Origin of the sequence: Lysinibacillus louembei (genome assembly GCF_033880585.1) — a bacterium.
In the GTDB taxonomy this organism is placed as follows: Bacteria; Bacillota; Bacilli; order Bacillales_A; family Planococcaceae; genus Metasolibacillus; species Metasolibacillus louembei.
In genome coordinates this window covers 3,896,655-3,921,456 of sequence record NZ_CP137624.1, presented here as the reverse complement: position 1 = coordinate 3,921,456, position 24,802 = coordinate 3,896,655, and the positions used below count along the sequence as shown (strand labels likewise).

Here is a 24,802-nt window from a genome sequence, read left to right as displayed (position 1 = left end):
AATGAAAAGGAGTGAACTAAATGTGCAGCTAGCCGAATTGTTAAAAGATTGGCCGTGTATTGTAAAAGGCTCAATTCGAGAGCAAGTAACAGGAATTGATGATTATGCGCAAAATATTCAGCAAGGCTATATATACGTGCTGCGAAAAGGAAGAAAATATAATGGGCAGGCATTTTTACAGCAAGCAATCCGCAATGGAGCAAGCGCTATTATTGTAGAGGATGATGCACTACTCGATTTAAAACTGTCAATTCCAATTGTCTGGGTGCCAAATAGTATGCAGTTTTTATCATTTGCAAGTGCAAAGCTGCGGAATTTTCCAGCGGAGGCTTTAACCGTAATTGCAGTGACAGGAACAAATGGAAAAACGACGGTCAGCCATTTTATTAGTCAACTGCTGCAAATACAGGGGAAAAGCTGTGTCGTTATCGGAACGAACGGTGTGTTTTTAAATGGTGAGCGTTTACTTACTTCTTATGAATCTTTGACAACATTGCAGGCAAAGCAATTACAAGAAGTATTTCAAATTGCTGTACGTCAAGGTGTCGAATATGCCATTTTAGAAGCTTCCTCAATGGGCTTGGCGCATCATCGATTAGATGATTGTGCGATTGATGTTGGCATTTTTTTAAATTTATCAGCAGAGCATATTGAGGACCATGGCTCACTTGAAAATTATAAAAAGGCGAAGCAACGACTTGCCGTATTGGCGAAAAATGTCGTTTTAAATGGGGATGACCCATTTAGTCGCTCCGTTGGCATCAATTTAAAGAAAAAAACAGTGCTCTTTGGCTCAAAGGGACGAGTTGATATGCAGTGGCAGCTATTGACGGAAAACGAAGGACATAGCACATGCTGCATACAATACAAAGGTGAGGACCATATACTTGTGCTCCCATTTGTTGGTGAATTTCAAATTCAAAACATCGTTGCGGCACTTGCCACATTATATGTTTTAAATTTTGATATAGCACAGCTCATTCCAGGATGCTTGCACGTAAAATTGCCAGAAGGACGTATGCAGGAAATAACGAATGATAGAGGCTTGCGTATTATTATTGATTATGCGCATACACCAGCAGCTTTGAAAGCGGTGCTACAAGCATTAAAAATGGAACGGATACGCCTTGTTTTTAGCTGTGGTGGTGAAAGGGATAAAGATAAAAGGCGAAAGATGGGCACAATTGCTTCAACATATGCCTATAAAATTTATTTAACGACAGATAATGCAAGAAATGAGAAGCCATCTGATATTAATGCGCAAATAAAGTCAGGCTTTTATAGCGAGCAGCCGTATGAGGAAATAGAGGACCGAGCACGAGCGATTGAAAAAGCGATTTGCGAGGCAAGACGAGGCGATGTAATCGTCATTGCTGGGAAAGGGCATGAACAAACACAAACAATTGGCTCTATTACAATTCCATTTTCCGATAAAGAATGTGTGGAAAATGCCTTGAAAAAATTAGGCTGTACAGAATGAATAGTCACCATGTGCTTAATTGTTATCTAACGCTATTTGTATTATGATAATTTTAAGAATTATAAAAGTGGGAGTCGTCTTGAAAATTTATTTTAAGGCGACTTTTTTGTACTGGAGGTAAAGCAGTTTGAAAAAGAAATTATTCATTACACGCAAATTACCAGCACATATTGTGGAGCCGTTACATAGTTATTTTGATGTTGCTGAATGGTCTGAAGAGGAGGCTGTCATACCACGTGAAAAGCTTTTAGCTGCGGTGAAAGATTGTCATGCACTTTGGGTAACCTTAGCCGATCAGGTGGATGCAGAGCTTTTAGCACATGCACCAAACTTACAAATCGTTAGTACATTATCAGTTGGTTTTAATAATATTGATATGGAGGCAGTGCGTAGTAGAGGAATTATTGCAACGAATACACCAGATGTTTTAACAGAGACGACAGCAGATTTAGTATTTGCTTTATTATTAGCTACTGCACGTCGAATTCCAGAGGCGGAGCGCTATTTACGTGAAGGGAAATGGCAAGGCTGGTATCCATTACAGCTCGTTGGAAAAGATGTTGGTGGTGCTACTATTGGGATCATCGGATTAGGACGGATTGGTCAAGCTGTAGCGAGACGAGCATCAGGCTTTAATATGAAGGTGCTTTATCATAATCGCAGCCGTAAGCTTGTTGAAGAACAACAATATGGTTTTCATTATAAAACGCTTGAGGATTTGTTGCAGGAATCGGATTTTGTTGTCGTGATGGCACCATTTAGTAAGGAAACAGAGGGACTTATCGCTGAGCGACAATTGGCGCTGATGAAGAAAGATGCAGTATTGATTAATGCGGCACGTGGAGGTATTGTTGATGAAGTTGCGCTTTATCAAGCATTAAAAGATGGTAAGCTGTGGGCAGCAGGGCTAGATGTTTTTGAACAAGAGCCAATTGCTTTGAGTCATCCACTTCTTACACTACCAAATGTTGTTGTATTGCCTCATATAGGGAGCGCCTCCTTACAAACGAGAACAGCAATGATGAAATTAAATGTTGCAGCGCTAGTTGCTTATGCGAAAGGTGAAACGGTATTGAATCGAGTTGATTCATGATAAATATCAACAGACTTGGCAAATGAATATAGTGTCTTTTACAGATTTTGTATGAGATGAATAAGCATTCCGATTCCACATAATCTATATTTCTGTTATGATAATGACAGACTGGAGGAAAAAAGAATGTTAATGACTTCTGAATGGGCATTTATTTTAGATGAAGCGGATGAATTAAGCGCGATGATTCTTTCTTCAGAGCCAGTGAAAAGGCTGAAAGAGGCATATGCAGTAGTTTATACAGATGTCGAGCTTGCTAGTCAAATTCAAGCATTTGGGCGAATGAAGGAGCATTATGAGGACGTGCAACGCTTCGGTAAATATCACCCAGATTACCATACAATTATGAAAAAAATACGCGAGCAAAAGCGAGCATTAGACCTTGATGATCGCATTGCTGCATTAAAGCTTGCAGAAAATGATGTGCAAGATTTATTGGACGAGATTAGCCTAATTATAGGGCGTTCCGTCTCAGAAGCGGTCAAAGTGCCAGTAAGCAATCCATTTTTTAATAGTGGTAGTAGCTGTGGCACAGGCTGCGGTACAGGTGGCAGCTGCTCTTGCTCAGCATAAAGCAAGTTAAAAAGGCGCATGAAATTTCATGTGCCTTTTTATTTTGAGGTATTTATTCGTCTTTATATTTCAATAATATAGGCTGTGCTAAGTCTGGACGGTCTGTCACGATGCCTTGTGAACCTGTGCGTAATAAGCGGCTCATCGCCACTAAATCATTGACCTCTTTAAAGAAAATAGCAACATTTAATCCATTTAAAAATTGGATAAATTTCGTTGAATCAAATGCAATGAGCGCAGATTTTGTTGGGATTGTAAACACATCGACCTTTGGGTTAAATAAATGTCCAAATTGGCTTGTAAAGGATGTGTATGCTTTTGTCGCCTCGCCCTCATTAGCACCTAACACGATTTGATTTTGTGCATATAAATTAAAGCGATCAATTTGCTCCTGATAAGGACTTGTGACAATCATTTGTGGGGCAAGGTTAAATTCTTCAATAATGCGCCATAGCTTTGAAGGAATTAAGCTACCTTCATATGTGTCAGGGTTATCTTGAATATTTAAAATAAATTTCTTATCTGGATATGTTTCGAATAATTTTTGCAATGTGACAACTGTAACGTGTTCATTGACAAATGGTTTATGACCTTCTAAATCTTCGAATTTCTCACCGAAATTAATTTCTTGAAGCTCAGCTAATGTGAAATCTTTTACAAAACCAATCGCAGTGGATGTACGCTCTAAAGTTTCATCGGTGAAGGCAATAATTTCTTCATCTTTTGTTAAACGTAAATCAACATAAAAGCCATCGACTCCTAGCTCAGCTGCTTTATCGAACGCCAATAGCGTATGTTCTGGTGCTAAATGTGCACCACCACGATGTGCAAAAATGAACGGCTTTCCTTGCAATAACTCTTTTACTTGTCGTTTTTGTGGCTTTGCTACCGCTTTAGAGCCAGCCCAAACTGCTGCGCTTGCAGCTGCAATAGCAAGTGCAACTTTTGCTTTTTTCCCCATATGTCTTCCTCCTCAAATTGTTCCCTCAAGCATTGTGAATTGAAAACAAATAGACTGTATTGATTTTGTTGTAACAGCTTAGAAAATGACCTATAAAGCCTAGTACATGGAAGCTAACAACTGGATTAACAGCAGCTGTCATTTTTCAAATAAGCCTATTATTCCTCATTATAGCTGAAAATGTTACTTACTGTCTAAACTCTGTTGCTATCAAATTAGACATTTGGTATGCTTTTATCATGATTCAGTCGCAAATGCCCATTTTTATATATGGTGAGCGAGCTGTGTAACATGCGTTTTTCCAGCAGGTTGAGAGCATCTTGCTGATTTAAAATATAATTACAGCTGCTATAATAATTTGAAAGCAGCGTATCCAAGTGTAAAGGATGAAGAAATGAGGAAGATTTATGAATGAAAGACAGGGACTTATTGTTTATGTTAATCAATTGAAGCATGCCAAATCTTTGCGTAAGTATGGTCATGTTCACTATATTTCAAGAAGGCTAAAGTATGTTGTTATGTATTGTCAGCGCGACGAGATTGAGGCAATTACAAATAAATTACAACGCCTTCCATTTGTGAAAGACGTTGTAGAGTCATTCCGCCCATTTTTAAAAACGGAATTTGAAAATGCAAAGCCTGATAAAGCGAAAGAATACGATTATAAATCAGGTTTATAGTGCATGCATTGCAGGAATATAGTGATTTAATCGCAAAATCCCAATTAAATATTGGTAAAATAAAGTCGGCTCGGTAAAGTTAGAAGAATGCTTTACTTCAAGATAGTGTATTGGCTGATTTACTTGTTCAGAAGCTTGTTTAAAAATTTCAAAGCGTTGTGTCGGCTTTTCTTCATTATAAGGAATTCCTTCACGGCATATGTAAATCGGCATAAATTTACTTTCTTGCGCAGGCTGAAGTGCAAGCGCAAAGGAGGCATACGTCTTTCCTTCCTTTTGTGAGGTAAAGACAAATGTGCGATGAATGCGGGCTTTATTTGTTTGCATTAGCTCACAAAGCTCAAAAACATCACCATAGCCTTGCCCTAATTCGATAAATTGTTGAATCATTATAAGTCACACCCTTTCCAACCATAATAGTATCATGATGCAGGAGGATGAGCACATGAAATTTGCCATTAGCTTTTTCGTTATTTTAGTTACTACAATCAGTGCGCTGCTATTTATGCAGTTTCAGGTTTATTCAGATCATATTGATTTGAATGAGCATACATTTAATTATTCACAGGAAATTGAAATTGTTTATCGAGGAGAAAGCTTAGATATCCGCCATCATTTCAAAAATTTGCCGAATAGCGAAATTGCGATTGTTTGGCCAAATAAAGCGGAAAATGCAAGCTGCTTTATTGAAACAGAATATAGCTGCTCTCGTTTAAGTGAAGATTTAAACACATTTAATAGCGGAGAAAATGGTACGCAGTCGTTATCTTACATAATTCCTTTAAATGGTGGCTTGAAATCGAATGAATTGATGAAAGATTTATTTATTAAATTAAAGGATGGTACTGTCAAATATACAACATTGCATATTTCAACAGATAGTGAAATTGGTGGGCAATGGGTAACTGGCTTGCCGTTAGTTGGTCAACAATCATTGTCGCTTGTAAATTATTCAATGTTTAACGGAGAGGGCAATGTACAGGACCTGTATTGGAAGGCAGGTAATTTAGCATTACAGCAAATGACAAATACTATTTCTGTGTATGCGAAAAAACCGACTACTGCTGCTTTTAATGAAAAGCTAGCAAAGCTTGAATTTTTAAGCGATGAGCATATTGCCGTTGTAGAAGGGGAAAATAACTCACAGCTGCCAAGTAAGCGTATTTTATTTTTACCACAAATTACAACGAATGAAATTCAACGCCATGTCCTATTTGCTCAATTAAATGCGATGTATCATTTTGTTGATACGCCAAGATGGGTTAAGGAAGTAATGGTCAGCTATTTAACAGGTAGCTCATTTGGTGGAGAGCGAGCAACCAAGATTATCCAGACATTGATGAATAAAATGACAGATGAGCAGCTAGCAAAATGGCTTGAGCAGCTAAAGGCGCTAGAAGGCAAGGAAGTGACACCAAGCGTTTTAGACGAGGCACTATCTGCTGTCTTCGGCATTCACACATCATATTTTTCAATGAATACAGCTTCTAAAGAAATATTCCCATTCTTGTTTAATGATAAACGTACTGTTTATTTGAATGGAGAGCAACAAAAATCAATCGATGTAATTTTTAAAGATGGGCTTGTGCTATACTCTGCACAGGATGTATTGAATGGACTAGGCTACACAGCTAGAAAAGGTCCAAAAGGCTACTATGTTGAAAGTGCCACTCGCGCTTTCCGTTTCCCAAATGAACCAGGCTTCTATGTCTTTAACCAGCGACGTTACAATACAAATTCGGAGCCGATTGTTCAAATAGCTGGACAATACTATATAGAGGAAACATGGTTGCAGCGCCTATTTTTAGTTGAGGTGCAAAAAACAGAGGACAATATTAATTTACAAACTGCTGAAATGGAGCAGGAAAAATAAAGGTTTGGTGAAACTATGCGCGTTGTAGCAGGGGAAAGAAAAGGAATGCCGTTAAAGGCTATAGATGGCACAACGACGAGACCGACAACAGACAAGGTGAAAGAATCAATTTTTAATATTATCGGTCCGTTTTTTGAAGGCGGTGTCGCATTGGATTTATTTGCAGGCAGTGGAGGCCTAGGCATCGAGGCACTTAGTCGTGGGGCGGACAAGGCTATTTTTGTTGAAAAGGATGGACGTGCTTTTCAAGTGCTTCAGGAAAATATAAAAAAATGCCGTTATGATGATGTTACAGAGCTTTTCAGAACAGATGCGATGCGTGCAATCAAAGGCTTATTAAAGCGTGATATTGTACTTGATTATGTATTTGTGGACCCACCATATCATAAAGCAATGTATTATGATTTAGTTGCACAGCTTGTGGAAAATAATAAAGTAGCCACAACAGGTATTATTGTATGTGAGCATGCGAAAGAAGTTACACTACCTGAAAGCTACGGTGAATTTCAATTAATCAGACAAGAAATATATGGGGCAGCGGTCGTATCGGTTTATCGTTGTACGAAGGAAGAGGGAGAAATAGTTGGCTGAAAAAATTGCAGTAGTACCTGGAAGCTTTGACCCGATAACAAATGGACATTTAGATATTATTAATCGAGCAGCCGATGTTTTTGATATCGTGTATGTAGGGGTACTTAATAACTCATCGAAAAATCCTTTATTTACAATAGATGAGCGTATTCATTTAATTCAAGAGGTAACGAAAAATCGCCCAAATATTCGCGTCGAAAGCTCGACAGGCTTATTGGTGGATTATGCGAAGGAAAAAGGGGCACAGGCTATTGTCCGTGGCTTACGTGCGGTATCTGACTTTGAATATGAGATGCAAATTACATCGATGAACCGTGTGCTCGATGAAAGCATTGAAACATTTTTCATTATGACAAAAAATCAATATTCTTTCTTAAGCTCTAGCATTGTGAAGGAAGTAGCGAAATACGGTGGCAATATTGCTGAGCTCGTACCACCAATCGTAGAGCAAGCTTTAAAGGAAAAATTTAATCAAAAATAACGTAGAGGATGCCTAAAGAGATATATCTTTTTAGGTATCCTCTATTCTCTTCGTTAAAAAATTTTAGATGAAAATCAACCAATACAATACAGGGATAACAGCAATATAAAGAAGGCGCATATATATATATGGTCGAAAGGCGATAGCATTCGACTTGGCAATAACAAGCACCTGCATATGAATACTTAAGCTTTGTGCAGTTAATCCTGTTACAAGTGCTAACACAAGTAATGTACCCTCGTAATTTAGCTGCATTAAACGCAAGCCATTTGTCATTTCAAGCAAAGCAGCGAAGAAAATTTGCAAATTGTTATTCAATGTGAAGAAATGATTCATACTATGCAAGAGAACTGCATAAATCGTTGTGAAAAAAACGATTGTTGCACAAACAACGAGCACTGTTGGCACGCTATCTTTAAGGCTATGAGCAAAAGCATGGCGAGCGGCAATGGATTGCGATGCTTTTTGTCTTTTATGATGAGGTAAAGCAAAATAAACGATACAAAGCAAGAGAAGTGAGAAAATATGTAGCACAATTAAATATTGCCATCCAATCGTGACATCGCTGATTAAATCTAAACTGACAAAGCCTATAATAAAGAGAGGGCTTGGACAGTGACAAATGCCAAGTAAAATAGCTGCCTCTCTTTGTGACAGCTCCTGCGATTTGACAAGCTGGGCAATTGCAGCGGCCCCTGTAGGAAATCCACCTAGGGCACTAATGACGTATGTTTTCACATATAATAAAAATGGATGTGCTGTGTACTTACTAGTAATGCGCAACAACCAGCTCGTTAAAATTAAGTATGGCAGCAAATATGGAAATAGTGCCTCCATAAATAAATGAACACCTAAATCTGCTCCTTCATGTGCGACACCAGGGAAAAGAAGGAGTAAAATAATTAATGTGAAACAAATGAAAATAGCGAAAAACTGTGTAATAACATCAACTCTTTTCAATATTTTGTGAAGTTTTGTCACAAGTGTTACACTAACTATATGCATTCGTGCTATTTATCATGATTCATCAGAATACGCCTGAATTTATAAGTTGTATAGCGTATGCATACATTGTTTTAATTCAGAGGATATCGCAGATTTCTTTCAAATTTATTTGAAAAAATCTAGATGTTATTGATTGTAAGAGGCAAAAAGGAGTCGGAGGCACTATGAAAAAAAGGTTAGCCATTATTGTAGTGGCTTTGCTCATGTTCAGTTTTTTAACGCTTTACAAGCTTGATTCGTACATTATGAGTCCTGGAAGTGCGTATGATGTTAGTGAGTTTGTAAATGTCCAAAATGGAGATACAGAAGATGAAGGAACATTTAATTTAATGACTGTCTCCATGATGAGGGCGACGCCGCTTTTATATGCAGTTGCTTTCTTTAATGAGCATCAGGAAATTATGCAGCTCAATACTGTACGTCAAAAAGAAGAAGATGAAGAAGAATATAATATTCGTCAATTAAAGCTGATGACAGATTCACAATTTAACGCACTTTATGTAGCCTTTTCAAAAGCAGGGCTAGACTATAATGTAACATGGAAAGGCGTCTACGTATTAAACGTGCTAGCTGGAGGTGCCGCTGAAGGTATCGTCAAGGCTGGGGATGAAATTGTTGAAGTGAATGGACAGCGCATACAGAAGCAATCAGAGCTAGTAGAAATTATTAGTAAGGCGCAAAAAGATGATGCTGTGGAGCTTGTTATTAATCGCAATAACGAATTATTAACGAAAAATGTACAGTTAAAGGAAATTCCTGATTCGGATGGGCGAGTAGGGCTAGGCATTATGTTTACAGAAAGTAAATCAATTAAAACCGATCCAAAAGTGAAAATCAATGCAGAGGATATCGGTGGACCTTCTGCAGGCTTGATGTTTACATTGGAAATTTTGAATCAATTATTAGATGAAGATTTAACAAAGGGTTACGCTGTTGCGGGAACAGGTGAAATGAATGAAGATGGTACCGTAGGGCGCATTGGTGGTATTGAACGAAAGGTGATCGCTGCAGATCGTGATGGTATGGAGATTTTCTTTGCGCCAGATGATGAAATTACAACAGAAATGCGCCAGTATAACCCTAAAGTCGAGTCCAACTATGCAGCTGCAGTTAAGACCGCAGAGGATATTGGCACAAAGATGAAAGTTGTCCCTGTTAAAACAGTGGATGATGTATTAGCTTATTTACAAGCACTAGAGCCGAAAAAATAAGAGGAAAGCTGACAGAAACGCTAGGTCCATCTACGTTTCTGTCAGCTTTTTAGGCTGCTGCTACATTTTACTTGCGTATAGGTGGCACATTGTAGTCATCGTGGATTGTTTGGCATGGCAAACCTTGTTGATACATCGTTGTCGCTTGTATATCAAGTGCTAGCATAGTATTTTGAACAGCAGCGACACGGCTAATTAAGGGCAATGTCATATGTTTTTTATGAATGGACAAATAACGCTGGCCATTTTCTGTCATACCAAGTAATCGAATGTAAGAAGGTGTGACATGAGCATGAAGCTGCTCCTTCGTAATGCCTGTATAAATATGTGTTAAAATTCTTTGTAAGCGTGTCCACGTATAGCGCTTTGATTTGATTTTTTCCATAAAATCATCGAATGACCTTGCATTTTTAGCGTGCTTTATAAGGGCATGTTCAATCCCTTCTGCTACATCTGGAAACATTGTTAGCTGCTCAGGGGTATGGCGTAAAATAGCAAAGCGCAAAAATGGCCAAAAAGCATGCCAGCTTGCAAACGCTTTGTATGTTTGCTGCCACTCCTCTAAAAGCTGATAGGTAGTAGATGGTACGAACTGTGCTACATGCTGCAAAGTTTGCTTGTGAAACAAGGCCTGACGTATACCTGTCGCACTAGCAATTTGGCTTTGTTCGTCAATTGCATCATGATAGCCAGCACCAATGCGTGTAATCGTCACAGGCTGTATTTCGGCATTTAATGAATATGCCGCTTCAATGTAATGAAAGCCTAAAATATTATTCGGCTTCGCTAAATCAATATAAGCTCCAGGGAATTGCTGCTGTAAAGTCGTATACGCCTGTTGTAAAGCCTTTGGGTAGCTAATACCTGTCGCAATATATTCTTTAATTAGAGCGTCGTAGAGGGCTCTATTTCGATCAATAAGCGCAAAACTATCTAGGAATGGCTGAAGTCTGCCATCTTCACTGCCAAACGCAAAAGTTTTACAGCCTACCGCATGTAGTAAAGAAATTGCTCCATAGGCAAATTGTTTGGCATGCGCAGTGCTGAAAACATATGGAAGCTCTATGACAAGGTCAACACCGCTGGCAAGTGCCATTTTTGTACGAGACCATTTATCGACAAGTGCAGGCTCACCACGTTGTAAAAATTGCCCGCTCATGACGGCAATCACAATATTTGCCCCTGTTAATTTCTTTGCTTGCTGCACATGATAAGCATGTCCATTATGAAAGGGATTGTATTCCACGACAACACCGACAGCCTGCATAAATTCTCCCCCCACTAATAAGTATGTTCAATGTATAATATACACATTATACATGATAGAGATGTCGCTTTCTTGCATACTTCAAAAATGGTCTTAACGTAATTTCATATAGTGACAAGAAATTATCTTGACATCTAATTTATAAATCTATATAATCAACATTGTTGTCTAACGAGGTGATTAATGAATGAAATGGTCAATTCATCAACTGTCGAAATATCGTCAAAACGGGCTTCCACTTGATGCAGAAATACAATTGGATGAAGTGAAAGAACGCAATACAGATATTCGTGCAATCTCACCCGCACATGTAAAAGGGCTATGCACATTTGGTGCATCGCAAATGACTTGTCAATTTACATTAAGTGCGACATTAACGCTTCCTTGTGCAAGAACATGGGAAGATGTGGAATTTCCGATTGAAGTCGATACAGTTGAAGTATTTAGCTGGATTGATGAGGATAAGCGTGGCGATTTAGATGGAGATATACATTATATCGAAGGCGAAGTAATCGACATGAAGCCGGTTTTAGAGGAGCTAGTGCTTCTTGAAGTGCCAATGCAAGTATTTAAAGAAAATACCGAAGGACAAGTGCATGGTGGAAAAAACTGGTCTTATGCTACGGATGAAGATGTGGCTCTTAGTCGTAAAGATGACGAACCAAAAGTGGATCCAAGACTGGCTGATTTAGCTAAGTATTTTGATCAAACAGATGAATAACTATCTGTAAGGAGGTGCCAATAATGGCTGTACCATTTAGAAGAACTTCTAAAACTGCAAAAAGAAAGCGTCGTACGCATTTCAAATTATCTGTACCTGGTATGGTAGCTTGCCCAAACTGTGGTGAACATAAATTAGCTCACCGTGTTTGTAAAGCTTGCGGACACTATAAAGGTAAAGAAGTAGTAGCGAAATAATTCAGTATTGCGCTATATAAAGGCGAATGAAGAGGCCATGGCTCTTCATTCGCCTTTTTTCGTATTGTCAAACAGCATGTTATTCGCTACGATTAAATTGTGTGTAAATTGTGTGTGTGCCTGGCACTCGAGGGGGAATGGAAATGGCTTATTTATTAGAACATAAAGAGGGAATCGTTACATTTACTATCCATCGTGAGGATAAACGCAATGCAGTTAATGATGAAGTAATGAATGGCCTGCAAGAGGCAATTACATATGTGGAACAAAACGATAATGTTCGCTTTTTTGTTATTACGGGTACAGGTGAAAGGTCTTTTTGCTCTGGTGGGGATTTATCTGTTTTTCACGCATTGCAAACAGAGGACGAAGCATTTGGTATGCTGAGTAAAATGGCGAAAATTTTATATAAGCTTGCGACATTACCAGTGCCAACAATTGCGTTGATTAATGGAACAGCGGTCGGTGGAGGCTGTGAAATTGCGACAGCCTGTGATTTCCGTTTAATAGCAAATCATGCGAAGGCAGGCTTTATTCAAGGGACTTTGGCGATTACGAGTGGCTGGGGTGGCGGTACGTATTTATTTGAAAGAGGCTTACGTCATGACCAGGCATTAAAAATGCTTGTTGATGCAAAGGCCTATGATGCGCAAACATTATACGATATCGGATGGGCTATGCATGTTTTTTATGGAACGAAGCAAGAGGCACTACTAGATTTTATTGACGATATGCGTAAAATCCATCCATCTGTCCATCAAGCATATAAAGAGATTGAGCTGCGCAAATGGCGTGAGCGCAATATGTATGAGCGCGTGATGGAGGAAGTGCGGACATGTGCAAAGCTATGGGAGAGTGATGCACATCACCAAGCTGTTAACGTTTTTTTAACAAAACCAAAGAAATGAGGAAGAGGCTGTCTGAGAAAAATTATATTTTTTCAGACAGCCTTAATTTATTTGCTAAAAACCATTTGTACCTACGTTAACTAGCCACAAAGAAACGTATATTCTATTTAATATTTTCAATAGATTCCCGATTCTATTTCACCATCTGCTGCATATAGTAGTAAAAAAATAAGAGGTGATAGAGATGGAAGCAAAAAGAAGAAAAGATCAATGGACAGTTGCTGATGATGAAAAATTAGCGGAAATTGTTATTCAATTTGTGCAAAATGGAAAAACACAGCTTGAAGCGTTTGAAGAGGCAGCCGCTGTATTAAACCGTACGAAGCAAGCATGTGGCTTTCGTTGGAATAAAACATTAAGAGCGCAATATGGGCAAATGCTCGGCACCGTTAAGAAAAGACCAAAGCAGCTGATGCGTAGTCATTTGAAGCTTGCTTTAACGAGCTTTGAGGAATTAACAGAGGCGTATGGGCAGCTAGAATTGAAATATCATGAGCTTCAAACAGAGCATGAACGTTTGCTTAAATGGTTGAAGCAAGGAGCGCAATTTATACAAAATAAAAATAAGGACTAGAGCAGAAATAGACTGCATAAAAGAAGAAAAAGTGAAAAATAGTTGGAAACCATTATACGAGTAACGTACAATAAAGAGGAACAACTTTGTTCAATTACACAAAGGGGGATTTTCAAATGACACAAGTAAAAGCACCAATGGCAGGTACAGTTTTCGAGGTAAGCGTAAAAGAAGGGGATACTGTAACGGTTGGACAAACATTAATCATCTTAGAATCAATGAAAATGGAGATTCCATGTGAAGCGGAAGTTGCTGGCACTGTAAAGAAAATACTTGTAGCAGAGGGCGACTTTATTGATGAAGAGGCGGTCCTTTTAGAGCTAGAATAGTGCCACAAAGGGGTGAGTAAAATGACAAAACAATATAATGAGCAGCTACAGCAAAAAATCGATGCTATTTATGCAGGTGGCGCACAAAAATATCATGATAAGCTAGCTGAAACAAATAAACTATTTGTACGTGACCGTTTAGCCTTGCTATTTGATGATGGACAATATGAAGAGGATGGCCGCTTTGCCAATTGTGAAGCAGGTGATTTACCTGCGGATGGCGTGGTCTGTGCTATCGGAAAAATAAACGGTGAAACAGTTTGTGTGATGGCAAATGATTCAACAATTAAGGCGGGCTCATGGGGTTCACGTACAGTTGAAAAAATCATTCGCATTCAGGAAACAGCTGAAAAATTACAAGTACCGATGCTCTATTTAGTTGATTCCGCAGGTGCACGTATTACCGACCAGCTCGAAATGTTCCCAGGACGACGTGGTGCAGGTAAAATATTCCATAATCAAGTGAGAATGAGCGGAGTTGTGCCGCAAATTTGTATTTTATTCGGCCCTTCAGCCGCTGGTGGTGCCTATATTCCGGCATTTTGCGATATCGTTATTATGGTGGAAGGCAATGCCTCAATGTATTTAGGCTCACCACGTATGGCGGAAAAGGTAATTGGTGAGAAAGTAACATTGGAGGAAATGGGCGGAGCACGCATGCATTGCTCAGTAAGTGGCTGTGGTGATGTACTTGCTACATCTGAGCAAGAGGCAATTGAGCAGGCGAGGCAATATATTAGCTATTTTCCTAGCAATTTTGGAGAAATGCCACCTGTGCAAGAGGCACTTCAACCTATTGCGGGGCGAACGTTGGAGGAAATTATTCCAGAAAATCAAAATGCACCGTTCGATATGTACGAGGCAATTAATCAATTAATTGATGAAAATAGCTTCTTTGAAATTAAAAGGCTATTTGCACCAGAGCTTATTACAGGCTTAGCGAGAATCAATGGGCAAGTAGTTGGTATCGTTGCAAATCAGCCAAAAGTCAAAGGTGGCGTACTTTTCGTTGATTCAGCTGACAAAGCGGCAAAATTTATTACGCTATGTGATGCCTTTTCAATTCCGTTGCTATTCCTAGCCGATGTACCAGGCTTTATGATTGGCACGAAGGTGGAGCGAGCAGGAATTATCCGACATGGTGCTAAGCTGATTTCAGCAATGAGCTCTGCAACAGTGCCAAAAATCTCTGTTATTGTGCGCAAAGCATATGGTGCAGGCTTATATGCAATGTGTGGCCCAGCCTTTGAGCCAGATGTATGCATCGCCCTTCCAACAGCGCAAATTGCTGTAATGGGACCAGAGGCAGCTGTAAATGCGGTATATTCAAATAAAATTGAAGCGATTGAGGACCCGAAAGAACGCATGCAATTTGTGAAAGAAAAAATCGAGGAATATAAACAAGAAATCGATTTATATAAGCTTGCCTCAGAGCTAGTAATCGATGAAATCATTGCACCAGGCCATTTGCGTGAAACATTAGTGAAGCGCTTACATTATTATGGTTCAAAGCAAATATTACCACCTTTCCGTAAACACCCTGTTTACCCAGTTTAACCTTACAATGAAAACTGCTCTGAAAGTCATGTATAATGACTAGTAAGAGCAGTTTTTTGAGTGCCAGGCACACAAACAATTCTGAAAATTTACTACAAAAGATGGTGAGCGTATGGAGCGTATTTATGTAATTGGCGCTGGTGCTGTTGGTTTGTTAATGGCAAGCTTTTTAAGCGAGGCACATTATCCAGTAACAATTGTGACGCGACGTGAGGAGCAGGCGATAGAAATTTGTAAGGATGGTATTACGCGTTTTAATGTCAATGGGCAACCACAAAAATTTGATGTTGCGGCAATTACCGAGCAGCAATTGCAGGTTGAGGGTGGAGCCATTGTGATTGTGGCAACGAAGTATAATGCATTGCAAACACTATTTCCTACATTAAAAAAATTAGAAAATGTTTCGCTGTTGTTTATGCAAAACGGCTTGCTTCATTATGAGCAAGCGTTAACATTAAAGCAAACTAATATTATGTTCGGTTCAGCGCAGTTTGGTGCAGAGAAAATAAATGAAACGACTGTTTATCAACGAGGGTTAGGTGTATTAAAATTAGCTATAGGTCGAGGGAATGAAGCCATTATTAAAGCTTTTGAAGCGGCTAGTAACGAAAGGTTTTTCATAGAGCAGCAGCCAGATGCGGAGCAAATGCTGTTGGAAAAAGCTTTGCTCAATTGCTTCGTCAACCCGCTTACAGCTCTTTTGCAGGTAAGGAATGGGCAATTGATTCAAAATACACATGCGTATCATTTATTACAGCAGCTGTATCAAGAATTAATGCAGGCATTTCCTGAAATGCAGCAAAAATTTCCGTTTCAAGCTGTTTATCAATTATGTGAACGGACAGCTGAAAATATTTCTTCAATGCTTGCAGATAGACAAGCTGGACGAAAAACTGAAATTGATACGATTGTCGGAGCAGTTATTCAAAGAGCGAAAAAAATAGGAGCAGATGTACCAACACTAAGCGTGTTATACTATCTACTGTTAGCAATAGAGGAGAGCGGTGAAAAAATGTGAAGTTTTTATCTTTTTTAATAGCGATTATTATTATTTGTCCCTTAATAGCACTTTTTATCACTTATTTTATATGCCGTAAAATGCGCTTAAACAGCACAAAAGCATTTGGTTTTGCGGCAGATGTAGCAACATTTTTACTCTTTTTCTCAGTGCCAATGGCTGTTGCAAGCATTTGGAAGGTTTCCATTGTTATTCCGCTTATTATAATGGCTATTTTTATTGCCATTACCTTTACATATATTGATTGGCGAACAAAAAAAGAAATTGCGGTACCACAACTGTTAAAAAAAATATGGCGTGTTTATTTTATATTATTGAGCGTAAGTTATTTTTTCATTTTCATTGCAGGGCTCACACTAAACGTACTGGAGTATGTCGCGATGTAAGCAAATTCTTTTTCGAAATGCGACAGAACGTTTACAATGTAGTAAGTTGGCATATCATTTTAGAAGATAGTAAGGGATAGAGAGGGTTTGAATAATGAAGCTGGAACAAAACGTTTTACCAGTACAAAATGAAATATTGGCACAGTATTGGAATGAGCAATCTACGATACACGACTTTTTTGATTATGCATTCAATGAAGATGCCTTTCAAGCACGGGCACAATATTTAGCAACAAAAACATATGATACAGCGCAATTAAGCAAAATTATTCAGTTATATATGACACCATTTGGCTTATCAGAGGCAAGCAAGCATCATTTAGATGAGCTAGCGGCAGGTGCCTTTGTCGTTGTTGGGGGGCAACAAGCTGGTTTATTAACAGGACCTTTATATTCAGTGCATAAGGCGATTTCGGTTATTTTACTAGCAAAGGAACAACGTGAAAAGCTTGGTAAACCTGTTGTACCGTTATTTTGGATTGCTGGTGAGGATCACGATATTGAGGAAATTAACCACACGTATACAGCTGTAGATGCAACGTTAAAAAAGCGCGCTTATAAAGAGCGTTCAAAGCGTAAAACGATGGCATCGACAACAGCAATTAATAAAGAAGAGATGGAACAATTTGTACGTACCGTTTTTGCGGACTTTGGCGAAACTGCCCATACAAAAGATTTACTACATAATGTATTAATGCACTTGCAAACGAGCACAACATTTACAGACTTCTTCACAGCGTTGATGAATGAGCTATTTGCAAAGCACGGCTTGCTGATGTTAGATGCAGCATTTTCAGCATTCCGACAATATGAAGCTAAATTTTTTGTGAGATTAATAGAGCGCAATGAGGAAATTGCGCAAGGAGTTGTTTTACAGGAGGAGGCATTCAATCAGGCGGGCTATGGCAAACCTATTGAAGCAACAGCAAGCAATGCCAATCTATTTTTCGTACAAGAGGGAGAACGTTTTTTACTAGAGCGTAAGGATGGCTATTTTACAAATACACTAGGTCATATCAAACTGACAAAGGAGCAGCTACTGGAAGTGGCGCAACAAACGCCTGAAAAATTAAGCAATAATGTGGTGACACGCCCATTAATGCAAGAAATGACAATTCCTGTACTAGCTTTTGTAGGGGGGCCTGGGGAATTAGCCTATTGGGCAACACTAAAGCCAGCCTTTTCCTTATTGGAATTACAAATGCCGATCTTTGCTCCGAGATTAAATATTACATTAGTATCGCGCGCTGTACAGCCTTTGTTGACACAGCATAATTTAACGGTGCTTAATGTTATGGAAGGCAAGGTGGAGCAATTAAAAAATCGCTTTATTGAGCAAGTGCAAGACGAGCAGGTAAAAGAGAAAATTGCTCAAATGCAGCAGCAATTACTTGCACACTATGAGGAGCTTGAGCACTATTTAGATGGTCAGCAATTAAACCTGCATAATATTGTAGAAAAAAATAAGCAATATCATTGTATGCAATTTGATTATTTGGCTTCTAAGATTGAACAAGAAATATTGCAGAAGCATGATGTGAAAATAAAGCAATTTGATTTGTTGTTAACAGAGCTTTTCCCTAATAATAATTTGCAAGAACGCTTATTTAATCCGTATCAGTATTTAAACCTATATGGTTCGACTTTAATAGATAGTCTTATTGAACTAAATTTAGTCCCTTCGTTCCGACATAATTGTATAATGATTTGAGACCAAAAAGCTATTTCTTTTAAGGAATAGCTTTTTAGTATGCTTATATTATCATTCACCCCTAGGAAAGCAAGGTCTATTTACGTAATTTCTTATTATAGTACAAGAAATGGGAGGAATGGGTGGTGAAAAGTGGGGGCTTGTGGTACATTTATTAGTAAAGTGGGGTGAGTAGCATGTTCATGGGGGAATACGTACATTCCGTCGATGTAAAAGGACGTCTCATAGTGCCTTCGAAATTTCGAGAATCACTAGGTGAAACGTTTGTTATTACACGCGGATTGGACAACTGTATTTTTGGATACCCTATGGATGAATGGCGAAAGCTTGAAGAAAAATTAAAGAACCTACCGATGACGAAAAAGGATGCTCGTGCATTTGCGCGTTTCTTCTTTTCAGGTGCAACGGAGGTTGAATTGGATAAGCAAGGTCGCATCAATATTCCAGCTACATTAATCCAATATGCAAATCTTGAAAAAGAATGTGTTGTATTAGGTGTATCAAGTAGGATAGAAATTTGGGCGAAGGAAGCTTGGGACACATATTATGATGAATCTGAAGCATCATTTAACGAAATAGCAGAAAATATGATAGGCTTTGATTTTTAAAGCTTTGAAGGAGTAAAGACTATGTTCAATCATACAACTGTATTATTGAAGGAGACGGTTGATGGATTGAACATCAATCCAGATGGGGTATATGTAGACTGCACATTAGGTGGCGCTGGTCATAGCGAATACCTCGTACAGCAGCTGTCTCCGAATGGAAGGCTTATATGTTTTGACCAAGATACGATAGCAATTAATAATGCAAAGGTGCGATTAGCCGATTATTTAGATCGTGTGACGTTTGTCCATTCAAATTTTAGATATTTAAAGGACGAGCTATATGCACTAAATATTCAACAAGTGGATGGAATTTTATATGATCTAGGCGTATCTTCCCCACAATTGGATACACCAGAGAGAGGCTTTAGCTATCATCATGATGCCCCGCTTGATATGCGCATGGATCAAACTGCTGAATTAACAGCATTCCATGTAGTGAATGAATGGTCATACGAGGATTTAGTGAGGATTTTCTTCCGCTATGGTGAAGAAAAGTTTTCAAAGCAAATTGCCCGCAAAATTGAAGCGGCACGTAAAACTGCCCCAATTGAAACGACAGGGCAATTAGTAGAATTAATTAAAGAAGGAATTCCTGCGGCTGCTCGTCGTACAGGAGGACATCCTGCAAAGCGCGTATTTCAAGCGATTCGCATTGCTGTCAATGATGAGCTTGGAGTAGCTGAGGACTCTATCGTGGATGCGATAGACCTATTGGCGATTGGTGGACGAGTTAGCGTTATTACATTCCACTCATTAGAGGATCGTCTTTGCAAAACGATATTTAAAGAGGCTTCTTCATTACCGGAATTGCCGCCAGGTTTACCGATTATTCCAGATAATATGAAGCCAAGGCTAAAATTAATTACGAAAAAGCCAATTGTTCCGACAGAAGAGGAGCTAGAGGCTAATAACCGTTCACGTTCAGCGAAGCTTCGTATCGCTGAAAAAATTAATCAATAAGGGAAGTGGCTGACGATGGCAGTACGTGTAAGACAACAACCGTATATCCAACAACCTGCAGTATCACCACAACCACCACAGCAGCCTAGCAAGAAACCGAACTATAAAAAGAGCAAAGCATTTATTTCTAAACGAGAAAAGTTTTTATACATGTTATTTTTAGTAGTAGTAGCAATTATGGCAGTTGCAATCCTACATACACAAAGTAAAATTCAAACAACAAGTATGGAAATACAGCAAATCGAAAAAGAAATATCTGAAATTGCGAATCAAAATGTAGGTTTGAAAGTGCAGGTTAGTGAGTTGTCGGCTTATGAACGAATTTTGAAAAGAGCACAAGAACTCGGTTTAACTCTTAACGAGAAAAATGTAAAGGTAGTGCCGGGAGAATGAAAAAGAGTACATTTCGTTTCCAAAAAGGAGCCTTCCTGATGTTTTTACTATATGGAGGGCTCTTTTTGTTATTATTTTGGCGGATAGTCCATTTACAAACGGCTAGTGAAGTAAATGGCTATTCATTACAGGCGGAGGCTGCTGCTAAATATGCACGAGAGGTGCATCTTGCAGCAAATCGAGGGCGTATTTTAGATCGTAATGACAATGTTATTGCTGAAGACACTTTAGCATATAAGCTTGTCGCAGTTGTTAATGAAGATGCATCTAAAAATTCAAAAGAGCCTGTTCATGTTGTCGATCCAGCAGAAACAGCAAAAATATTAGCGCAATACATTGAAATGGATGAACAAGAGATTTATCAAATTTTAACGAGAAAGCTATCAGATGGTAGAACGCCATATCAGGTTGAATTTGGTGCGGCAGGACGGAAGATTAGCTATGATACAAAATTAGCAATTGAAGAGCATGGATTGTCAGGTATTATTTTTGAAAAGGATACGAAGCGCTATTATCCAAATGGACCGTTCGCTTCGCATTTAATTGGCTTTGCAGTCGAGGAAAAGCAGGAGGATAATACAATAAAAACTGTTGGGAAAATGGGGCTAGAGTACACGTATAATGAACAATTAACAGGTACACCTGGCTCAATATCCTATGAGAGCGATCGCAAAGGCTACTTATTGCCAAATAGTGAAAAAATGATTCAGCCCGCAAAAGACGGTGCGGACATTTACTTAACATTAGATAAAACAATTCAAAACTTTTTAGATGAGGCAATGACGCAAGTGGACAAGCAATATAATCCTGAATCGATGACAGCGATTGTTGCGAATCCTAAAACAGGTGAAATTTTAGCGATGTCACAGCGTCCAACATTTGATCCTGCAGACCGTGTAGGCTTAGAAAGTAACTGGCTCAATGAAACGATTGAAAATGTTATCGAGCCAGGCTCGACAATGAAAACTTTCACATTAGCAGCAGCGGTTGACTCAGGTAACTGGCATCCGAATGCGAAATTTCAGTCAGGGGAATATGTAGTTTATGATCGCAAAATTCGTGACCACAACCGAGTAGGCTGGGGGAAAATTAGCTATTTAGAAGGAATCCAACGCTCCTCCAATACAGGGATGGCACATATGCTATCCATTATGGGGGCAGATACTTTTTATGACTATTTAGATCGTTTTGGCTTTGGACAGAAAACAGGTATTGACTTGCCTGGCGAAGTAACAGGTACATTGCTATCTAAATATCCAGTTAATAAAGTAACGACAGCATTTGGTCAAGGGTCTACTGTAACACCAATGCAGCTTATTCAAGGGATGACGGCCATTGCGAATGATGGCAAAATGATGCAGCCATATGTCATTGATAAAATTGTTGATCCAAGCACAGGAAAAGTGATTTTAGATGATGAGCCAATTGTCAAAGGTCAGCCTGTTTCAGCAAACACAGCAAAGCAAGTGCGGGAAATTTTGGCATCCACTGTAACGAGTGATAAAGGAACAGCACAACGCTTTGCACTAGAAGGCTATGAGGTTGCCGGAAAAACAGGAACTGCACAAATTGCTAACGAGCATGGCGGAGGCTATTATGAAGGGAAAAATCACTATTTGTATTCCTTTTTAGGGATGGCGCCAGTAGAGGACCCACAGCTTATTATGTATATTGCTGTGAAAAAACCAAAGCTTGGTGAAACAGAAGTTGGCTCTGAACCAACAGCAGCTGTATTTAAAATGGTAATGGAAAATAGCTTGAAATATTTTAATATTAACCCTGAGGAAAGTGCTGAGGTAGAGCTAACAAAATTAGCGGATTATGAAAAAAAATCCGCTGAAACTGTACAAGTAGACCTTATTAACCAAGGCTTAACGCCAGTCATTGTTGGTGAGGGTGGACCAATTGTGGAGCAATACCCTGCAAAAGATACTGAGGTAGCTAAAGGAAGCATCGTCTTTTTAAAGACGGAGGGAACGATTACGTTGCCATCATTTATCGGTTGGTCGTTGCGCAATGTATTAATATATAAAGCGTTATCTGGCTTGCCAATTGAAATTGTTGGTGAGGGCTATGTAGATAGTCAAAGCGTCTCAGAAAATACCGCTATTCAAGATACAGCACCAATCGTTGTAAAGTTAAAAACACCTGAAGAAAGCTTTGCACCGCAAGTGGAAAACACTGACGAAGACGGCGAGCAATTACCACAAGACTAAGGTTGTTCGTTTTGTATAGTTAGAATAGAAGTCCACTTCTGTACATACTTTGTTAAAAACGGAGTGTGTCGAATGAAGTGGATTTCACTGCTTTCAAAAAAGCGCTTGAAAATTGTTGTGTACGCCTTTTTTTTATACGGGCTCGCAATTATTGCACGATTAGTATATGTGCAAATTATTCAACATGATGAGCTAACGGATCTTGCAAAGGCAAATTGGGACCGCGAAATTCCATTTGTTACAGAGCGTGGGAATATTGTAGATCGGAAAAATGAAGTGATTGTAACGAATAAGCTGGCACCAACGCTCTACTTTATTCCGAAGCAAAATGATAATGTGGAGCTTGCTGCAAAGCAGATTGCCCCAATTTTACAGGCAAGTGAGGCAGAATTGCTTGAGAAGATGAAGAAGTCTGTGTATTTAGTGAAGCTAGCACCAGAAGGGAAAAACATCACGGAGGAGCAAGTGGAGGCGATACAGGCGTTAAAAATTAAAGGTTTATATAGCGGTGTTGATTATGTAAGGCAATATCCATACGGTTCATTATTGTCAAGATTTCTGGGCTTTACGGGCTATGATAACCAGGGTTTAGCAGGAATTGAATATGAATATAATGAAATGCTGACAGGTAATAATGCTGCCATTCGTTTATTTACAGATGCGAAAAATATGGAGATGGAGCATGTCGATGATGAATGGAAAGAGGGGGAGTCGGGTGCAACCGTTCAATTAACGATTGATTTAACAATACAGCAAGTAATGGAAAGAGAATTAGCGCAAGCAATGCAACGCTACGATGCGGATCAAGCGATTGGCATTGCAATGAATCCAAATACAGGTGAAATTTTAGCCTTATCCTCTTTTCCAACATATGACCCGACCAACTTTAAAAAAGTTGATTCATCAATTTACAATCGAAATTTACCTGTTTTCATGACATATGAGCCAGGCTCTACCTTTAAAATCATTACATTGAGCGCTGCTTTAGAAGAAGGAGTCGTTGATTTGGAGAAGGATCACTTTTACGATCCTGGCTATACGATGGTTGAGGGTGCACGCTTGCGTTGCTGGAAGCGTGAAGGGCATAAGGATGAAACATTTTTGGAGGTTGTTCAAAATTCCTGTAACCCAGGCTTTATTGAACTCGGGCAGCGTGTTGGATCACAAAAGCTATTGCAGTATATTAAGGATTTTGGCTTTGGTCAAAAAACAGGCTCAAATATAGCAGGTGAGGCAAGTGGTATTTTATTTTCTGAAAAGGCTTTTGGACCTGTTGAGCATGCGACAACATCCTTCGGGCAAGGTATTTCTGTGACACCGATTCAGCAAATGCAAGCTGTAGCGGCTGCTATTAATGGAGGGACGCTATACACGCCACATGTTGTATCCAAAATTGTTGCAGATGATGGAGAGGTCATCGTGGAGCATACGCCAGAAGCAAAGCGCCAAGTTATTAGTGAACAAACATCAGCGCAAGTGCGCCATGCATTAGAGTCTGTTGTTGCAAAGGGCTCTGGTAAGCAAGCATTTCGCGAAGGCTTGCGAATAGGTGGGAAAACAGGAACAGCCCAAAAGGTAGAAAATGGACGATATAAAGAAGGCGATTATATTGTATCATTTATTGGGTTCGCTCCAGCAGATAAACCAGAAATTATCGTTTATGTAGCAATTGATAATCCGAAAAATCATTTGCAATTTGGTGGGCTTATTGCAGCGCCAATTGTTGGGCAAATTATAGAGGACGTTGCACCAGTTGTTGGCATTGAAAAGTCAAAGGAACAAATTGAAAAGGTAACGGTTTGGACAGATCCAATTATGGTGGAGGTAGCTGATTTTGTTGGGCAAACTGTTGATGAAGTCGTACAGCAGCATTATCCATTAACGATTGAATGGCACGGTGAAGGAACGATTGTTTCTGAGCAAATGCCTTCTGCGGGGAGCAAGCTTGAACAACAAGGTACAATACATTTATATTTAACAGAAGAAAAACATGAACATTGATGAACTTA

Annotated in this window: 26 protein-coding genes; 22 read left to right on the top strand and 4 right to left on the bottom strand. The window is 39.1% G+C overall.

Annotated elements, in window-relative coordinates; genetic code table 11:
* The first annotated feature begins 22 nt into the window (after positions 1–22).
* The 3 genes from R6U77_RS19615 (at position 23) to R6U77_RS19605 (ending at position 3,146) form a co-directional block, all read left to right on the top strand.
* The gene (locus tag R6U77_RS19615) at positions 23–1,480 is read left to right on the top strand and encodes a UDP-N-acetylmuramoyl-L-alanyl-D-glutamate--2,6-diaminopimelate ligase (RefSeq protein ID WP_319836893.1); all 1,458 of its coding nucleotides are present in this window, start codon (positions 23–25) and stop codon (positions 1,478–1,480) included.
* A gap of 127 nt (positions 1,481–1,607) precedes the next feature.
* Positions 1,608–2,573 (top strand): 2-hydroxyacid dehydrogenase, encoded by a 966-nt coding sequence (locus R6U77_RS19610; protein WP_319836892.1) that lies wholly within the window; start codon positions 1,608–1,610, stop codon positions 2,571–2,573.
* Between the two features lie 126 nt (positions 2,574–2,699).
* Complete coding sequence (locus R6U77_RS19605; protein WP_293922130.1) at positions 2,700–3,146, top strand: YlbF/YmcA family competence regulator; 447 nt, start codon at positions 2,700–2,702, stop codon at positions 3,144–3,146.
* A gap of 52 nt (positions 3,147–3,198) precedes the next feature.
* Here the strand turns inward: R6U77_RS19605 and R6U77_RS19600 are convergent, their stop codons facing one another.
* On the bottom strand, positions 3,199–4,107 hold the full coding sequence (locus tag R6U77_RS19600) for a glycerophosphodiester phosphodiesterase family protein (protein ID WP_319836891.1): 909 nt from the start codon (positions 4,105–4,107) through the stop codon (positions 3,199–3,201).
* A 407-nt stretch (positions 4,108–4,514) separates the two neighbouring features.
* On the opposite strand from R6U77_RS19600, the gene R6U77_RS19595 reads away from it, so the two are divergent.
* Positions 4,515–4,787, top strand: coding sequence for a YlbG family protein (locus tag R6U77_RS19595; protein WP_293922127.1), 273 nt, complete (start codon positions 4,515–4,517; stop codon positions 4,785–4,787).
* Here the strand turns inward: R6U77_RS19595 and R6U77_RS19590 are convergent.
* Complete coding sequence (locus tag R6U77_RS19590; RefSeq protein ID WP_319836890.1) at positions 4,782–5,177, bottom strand: DUF7147 family protein; 396 nt, start codon at positions 5,175–5,177, stop codon at positions 4,782–4,784. The genes R6U77_RS19595 and R6U77_RS19590 overlap by 6 nt on opposite strands.
* Before the next feature lie 55 nt (positions 5,178–5,232).
* Between R6U77_RS19590 and R6U77_RS19585 the strand changes: the two genes are divergently transcribed.
* Genes R6U77_RS19585 through coaD form a run of 3 tightly spaced genes read left to right on the top strand, consistent with a single transcriptional unit; the run spans position 5,233 to position 7,732 of the window.
* The gene (locus R6U77_RS19585; RefSeq protein ID WP_319836889.1) at positions 5,233–6,660 is read left to right on the top strand and encodes an RNA polymerase II; all 1,428 of its coding nucleotides are present in this window, start codon (positions 5,233–5,235) and stop codon (positions 6,658–6,660) included.
* A 15-nt stretch (positions 6,661–6,675) separates the two neighbouring features.
* Positions 6,676–7,251: a 16S rRNA (guanine(966)-N(2))-methyltransferase RsmD gene (gene rsmD, locus R6U77_RS19580; protein ID WP_293922123.1), complete on the top strand. Its 576-nt coding sequence runs from the start codon at positions 6,676–6,678 to the stop codon at positions 7,249–7,251.
* The gene (gene coaD / locus R6U77_RS19575) at positions 7,244–7,732 is read left to right on the top strand and encodes a pantetheine-phosphate adenylyltransferase (RefSeq protein WP_293922121.1); all 489 of its coding nucleotides are present in this window, start codon (positions 7,244–7,246) and stop codon (positions 7,730–7,732) included. The genes rsmD and coaD overlap by 8 nt, the downstream gene beginning before the upstream one ends.
* Positions 7,733–7,795: 63 nt before the next feature.
* On the opposite strand, the gene R6U77_RS19570 is transcribed toward coaD, so the two are convergent.
* Entirely contained in the window at positions 7,796–8,713 is a 918-nt protein-coding gene (locus tag R6U77_RS19570; RefSeq protein WP_319836888.1) for a hypothetical protein, read from the bottom strand.
* A 188-nt stretch (positions 8,714–8,901) separates the two neighbouring features.
* Between R6U77_RS19570 and R6U77_RS19565 the strand changes: the two genes are divergently transcribed.
* Complete coding sequence (locus R6U77_RS19565; protein WP_319836887.1) at positions 8,902–9,948, top strand: SepM family pheromone-processing serine protease; 1,047 nt, start codon at positions 8,902–8,904, stop codon at positions 9,946–9,948.
* 67 nt (positions 9,949–10,015) lie between these two features.
* Here the strand turns inward: R6U77_RS19565 and R6U77_RS19560 are convergent, their stop codons facing one another.
* On the bottom strand, positions 10,016–11,215 hold the full coding sequence (locus R6U77_RS19560) for a nucleotidyltransferase (RefSeq protein ID WP_319836886.1): 1,200 nt from the start codon (positions 11,213–11,215) through the stop codon (positions 10,016–10,018).
* Between the two features lie 187 nt (positions 11,216–11,402).
* Between R6U77_RS19560 and R6U77_RS19555 the strand changes: the two genes are divergently transcribed.
* The 14 genes from R6U77_RS19555 (at position 11,403) to R6U77_RS19490 (ending at position 24,794) form a co-directional block, all read left to right on the top strand.
* Entirely contained in the window at positions 11,403–11,936 is a 534-nt protein-coding gene (locus tag R6U77_RS19555) for a YceD family protein (RefSeq protein WP_293922114.1), read from the top strand.
* Positions 11,937–11,959: 23 nt separating this feature from the next.
* Positions 11,960–12,133 (top strand): 50S ribosomal protein L32, encoded by a 174-nt coding sequence (gene rpmF / locus R6U77_RS19550; RefSeq protein WP_107839265.1) that lies wholly within the window; start codon positions 11,960–11,962, stop codon positions 12,131–12,133.
* A 143-nt stretch (positions 12,134–12,276) separates the two neighbouring features.
* A complete protein-coding gene (locus R6U77_RS19545) occupies positions 12,277–13,041 on the top strand; it encodes an enoyl-CoA hydratase/isomerase family protein (RefSeq protein WP_319836885.1) in 765 nt (254 codons plus the stop codon).
* 184 nt (positions 13,042–13,225) lie between these two features.
* Complete coding sequence (locus tag R6U77_RS19540; protein WP_293922109.1) at positions 13,226–13,615, top strand: transcriptional regulator; 390 nt, start codon at positions 13,226–13,228, stop codon at positions 13,613–13,615.
* 116 nt (positions 13,616–13,731) lie between these two features.
* Positions 13,732–13,944 carry an acetyl-CoA carboxylase biotin carboxyl carrier protein subunit gene (locus R6U77_RS19535; RefSeq protein WP_042471665.1) on the top strand — a complete coding sequence of 71 codons (213 nt, stop codon included), beginning with the start codon at positions 13,732–13,734 and terminating at the stop codon, positions 13,942–13,944.
* Positions 13,945–13,965: 21 nt separating this feature from the next.
* On the top strand, positions 13,966–15,501 hold the full coding sequence (locus R6U77_RS19530) for an acyl-CoA carboxylase subunit beta (RefSeq protein ID WP_319836884.1): 1,536 nt from the start codon (positions 13,966–13,968) through the stop codon (positions 15,499–15,501).
* 112 nt (positions 15,502–15,613) lie between these two features.
* Complete coding sequence (locus tag R6U77_RS19525; RefSeq protein ID WP_319836883.1) at positions 15,614–16,519, top strand: 2-dehydropantoate 2-reductase; 906 nt, start codon at positions 15,614–15,616, stop codon at positions 16,517–16,519.
* The gene (locus R6U77_RS19520; protein ID WP_293922103.1) at positions 16,516–16,905 is read left to right on the top strand and encodes a DUF3397 domain-containing protein; all 390 of its coding nucleotides are present in this window, start codon (positions 16,516–16,518) and stop codon (positions 16,903–16,905) included. The genes R6U77_RS19525 and R6U77_RS19520 overlap by 4 nt, the downstream gene beginning before the upstream one ends.
* A 94-nt stretch (positions 16,906–16,999) precedes the next feature.
* Positions 17,000–18,616, top strand: a complete 1,617-nt coding sequence (gene bshC / locus R6U77_RS19515; RefSeq protein WP_319836882.1) for a bacillithiol biosynthesis cysteine-adding enzyme BshC — start codon at positions 17,000–17,002, stop codon at positions 18,614–18,616.
* A 176-nt stretch (positions 18,617–18,792) separates the two neighbouring features.
* Positions 18,793–19,224, top strand: a complete 432-nt coding sequence (gene mraZ / locus R6U77_RS19510) for a division/cell wall cluster transcriptional repressor MraZ (protein ID WP_042471679.1) — start codon at positions 18,793–18,795, stop codon at positions 19,222–19,224.
* Between the two features lie 21 nt (positions 19,225–19,245).
* Positions 19,246–20,184, top strand: a complete 939-nt coding sequence (rsmH, locus tag R6U77_RS19505; RefSeq protein ID WP_293922097.1) for a 16S rRNA (cytosine(1402)-N(4))-methyltransferase RsmH — start codon at positions 19,246–19,248, stop codon at positions 20,182–20,184.
* Positions 20,185–20,199: 15 nt separating this feature from the next.
* Positions 20,200–20,577: a cell division protein FtsL gene (gene ftsL / locus R6U77_RS19500; RefSeq protein ID WP_293922095.1), complete on the top strand. Its 378-nt coding sequence runs from the start codon at positions 20,200–20,202 to the stop codon at positions 20,575–20,577.
* 65 nt (positions 20,578–20,642) lie between these two features.
* A complete protein-coding gene (locus tag R6U77_RS19495; protein ID WP_456319658.1) occupies positions 20,643–22,793 on the top strand; it encodes a penicillin-binding protein in 2,151 nt (716 codons plus the stop codon).
* 72 nt (positions 22,794–22,865) lie between these two features.
* Positions 22,866–24,794, top strand: a complete 1,929-nt coding sequence (locus R6U77_RS19490; RefSeq protein ID WP_319836880.1) for a penicillin-binding transpeptidase domain-containing protein — start codon at positions 22,866–22,868, stop codon at positions 24,792–24,794.
* Positions 24,795–24,802 lie beyond the last annotated feature (8 nt).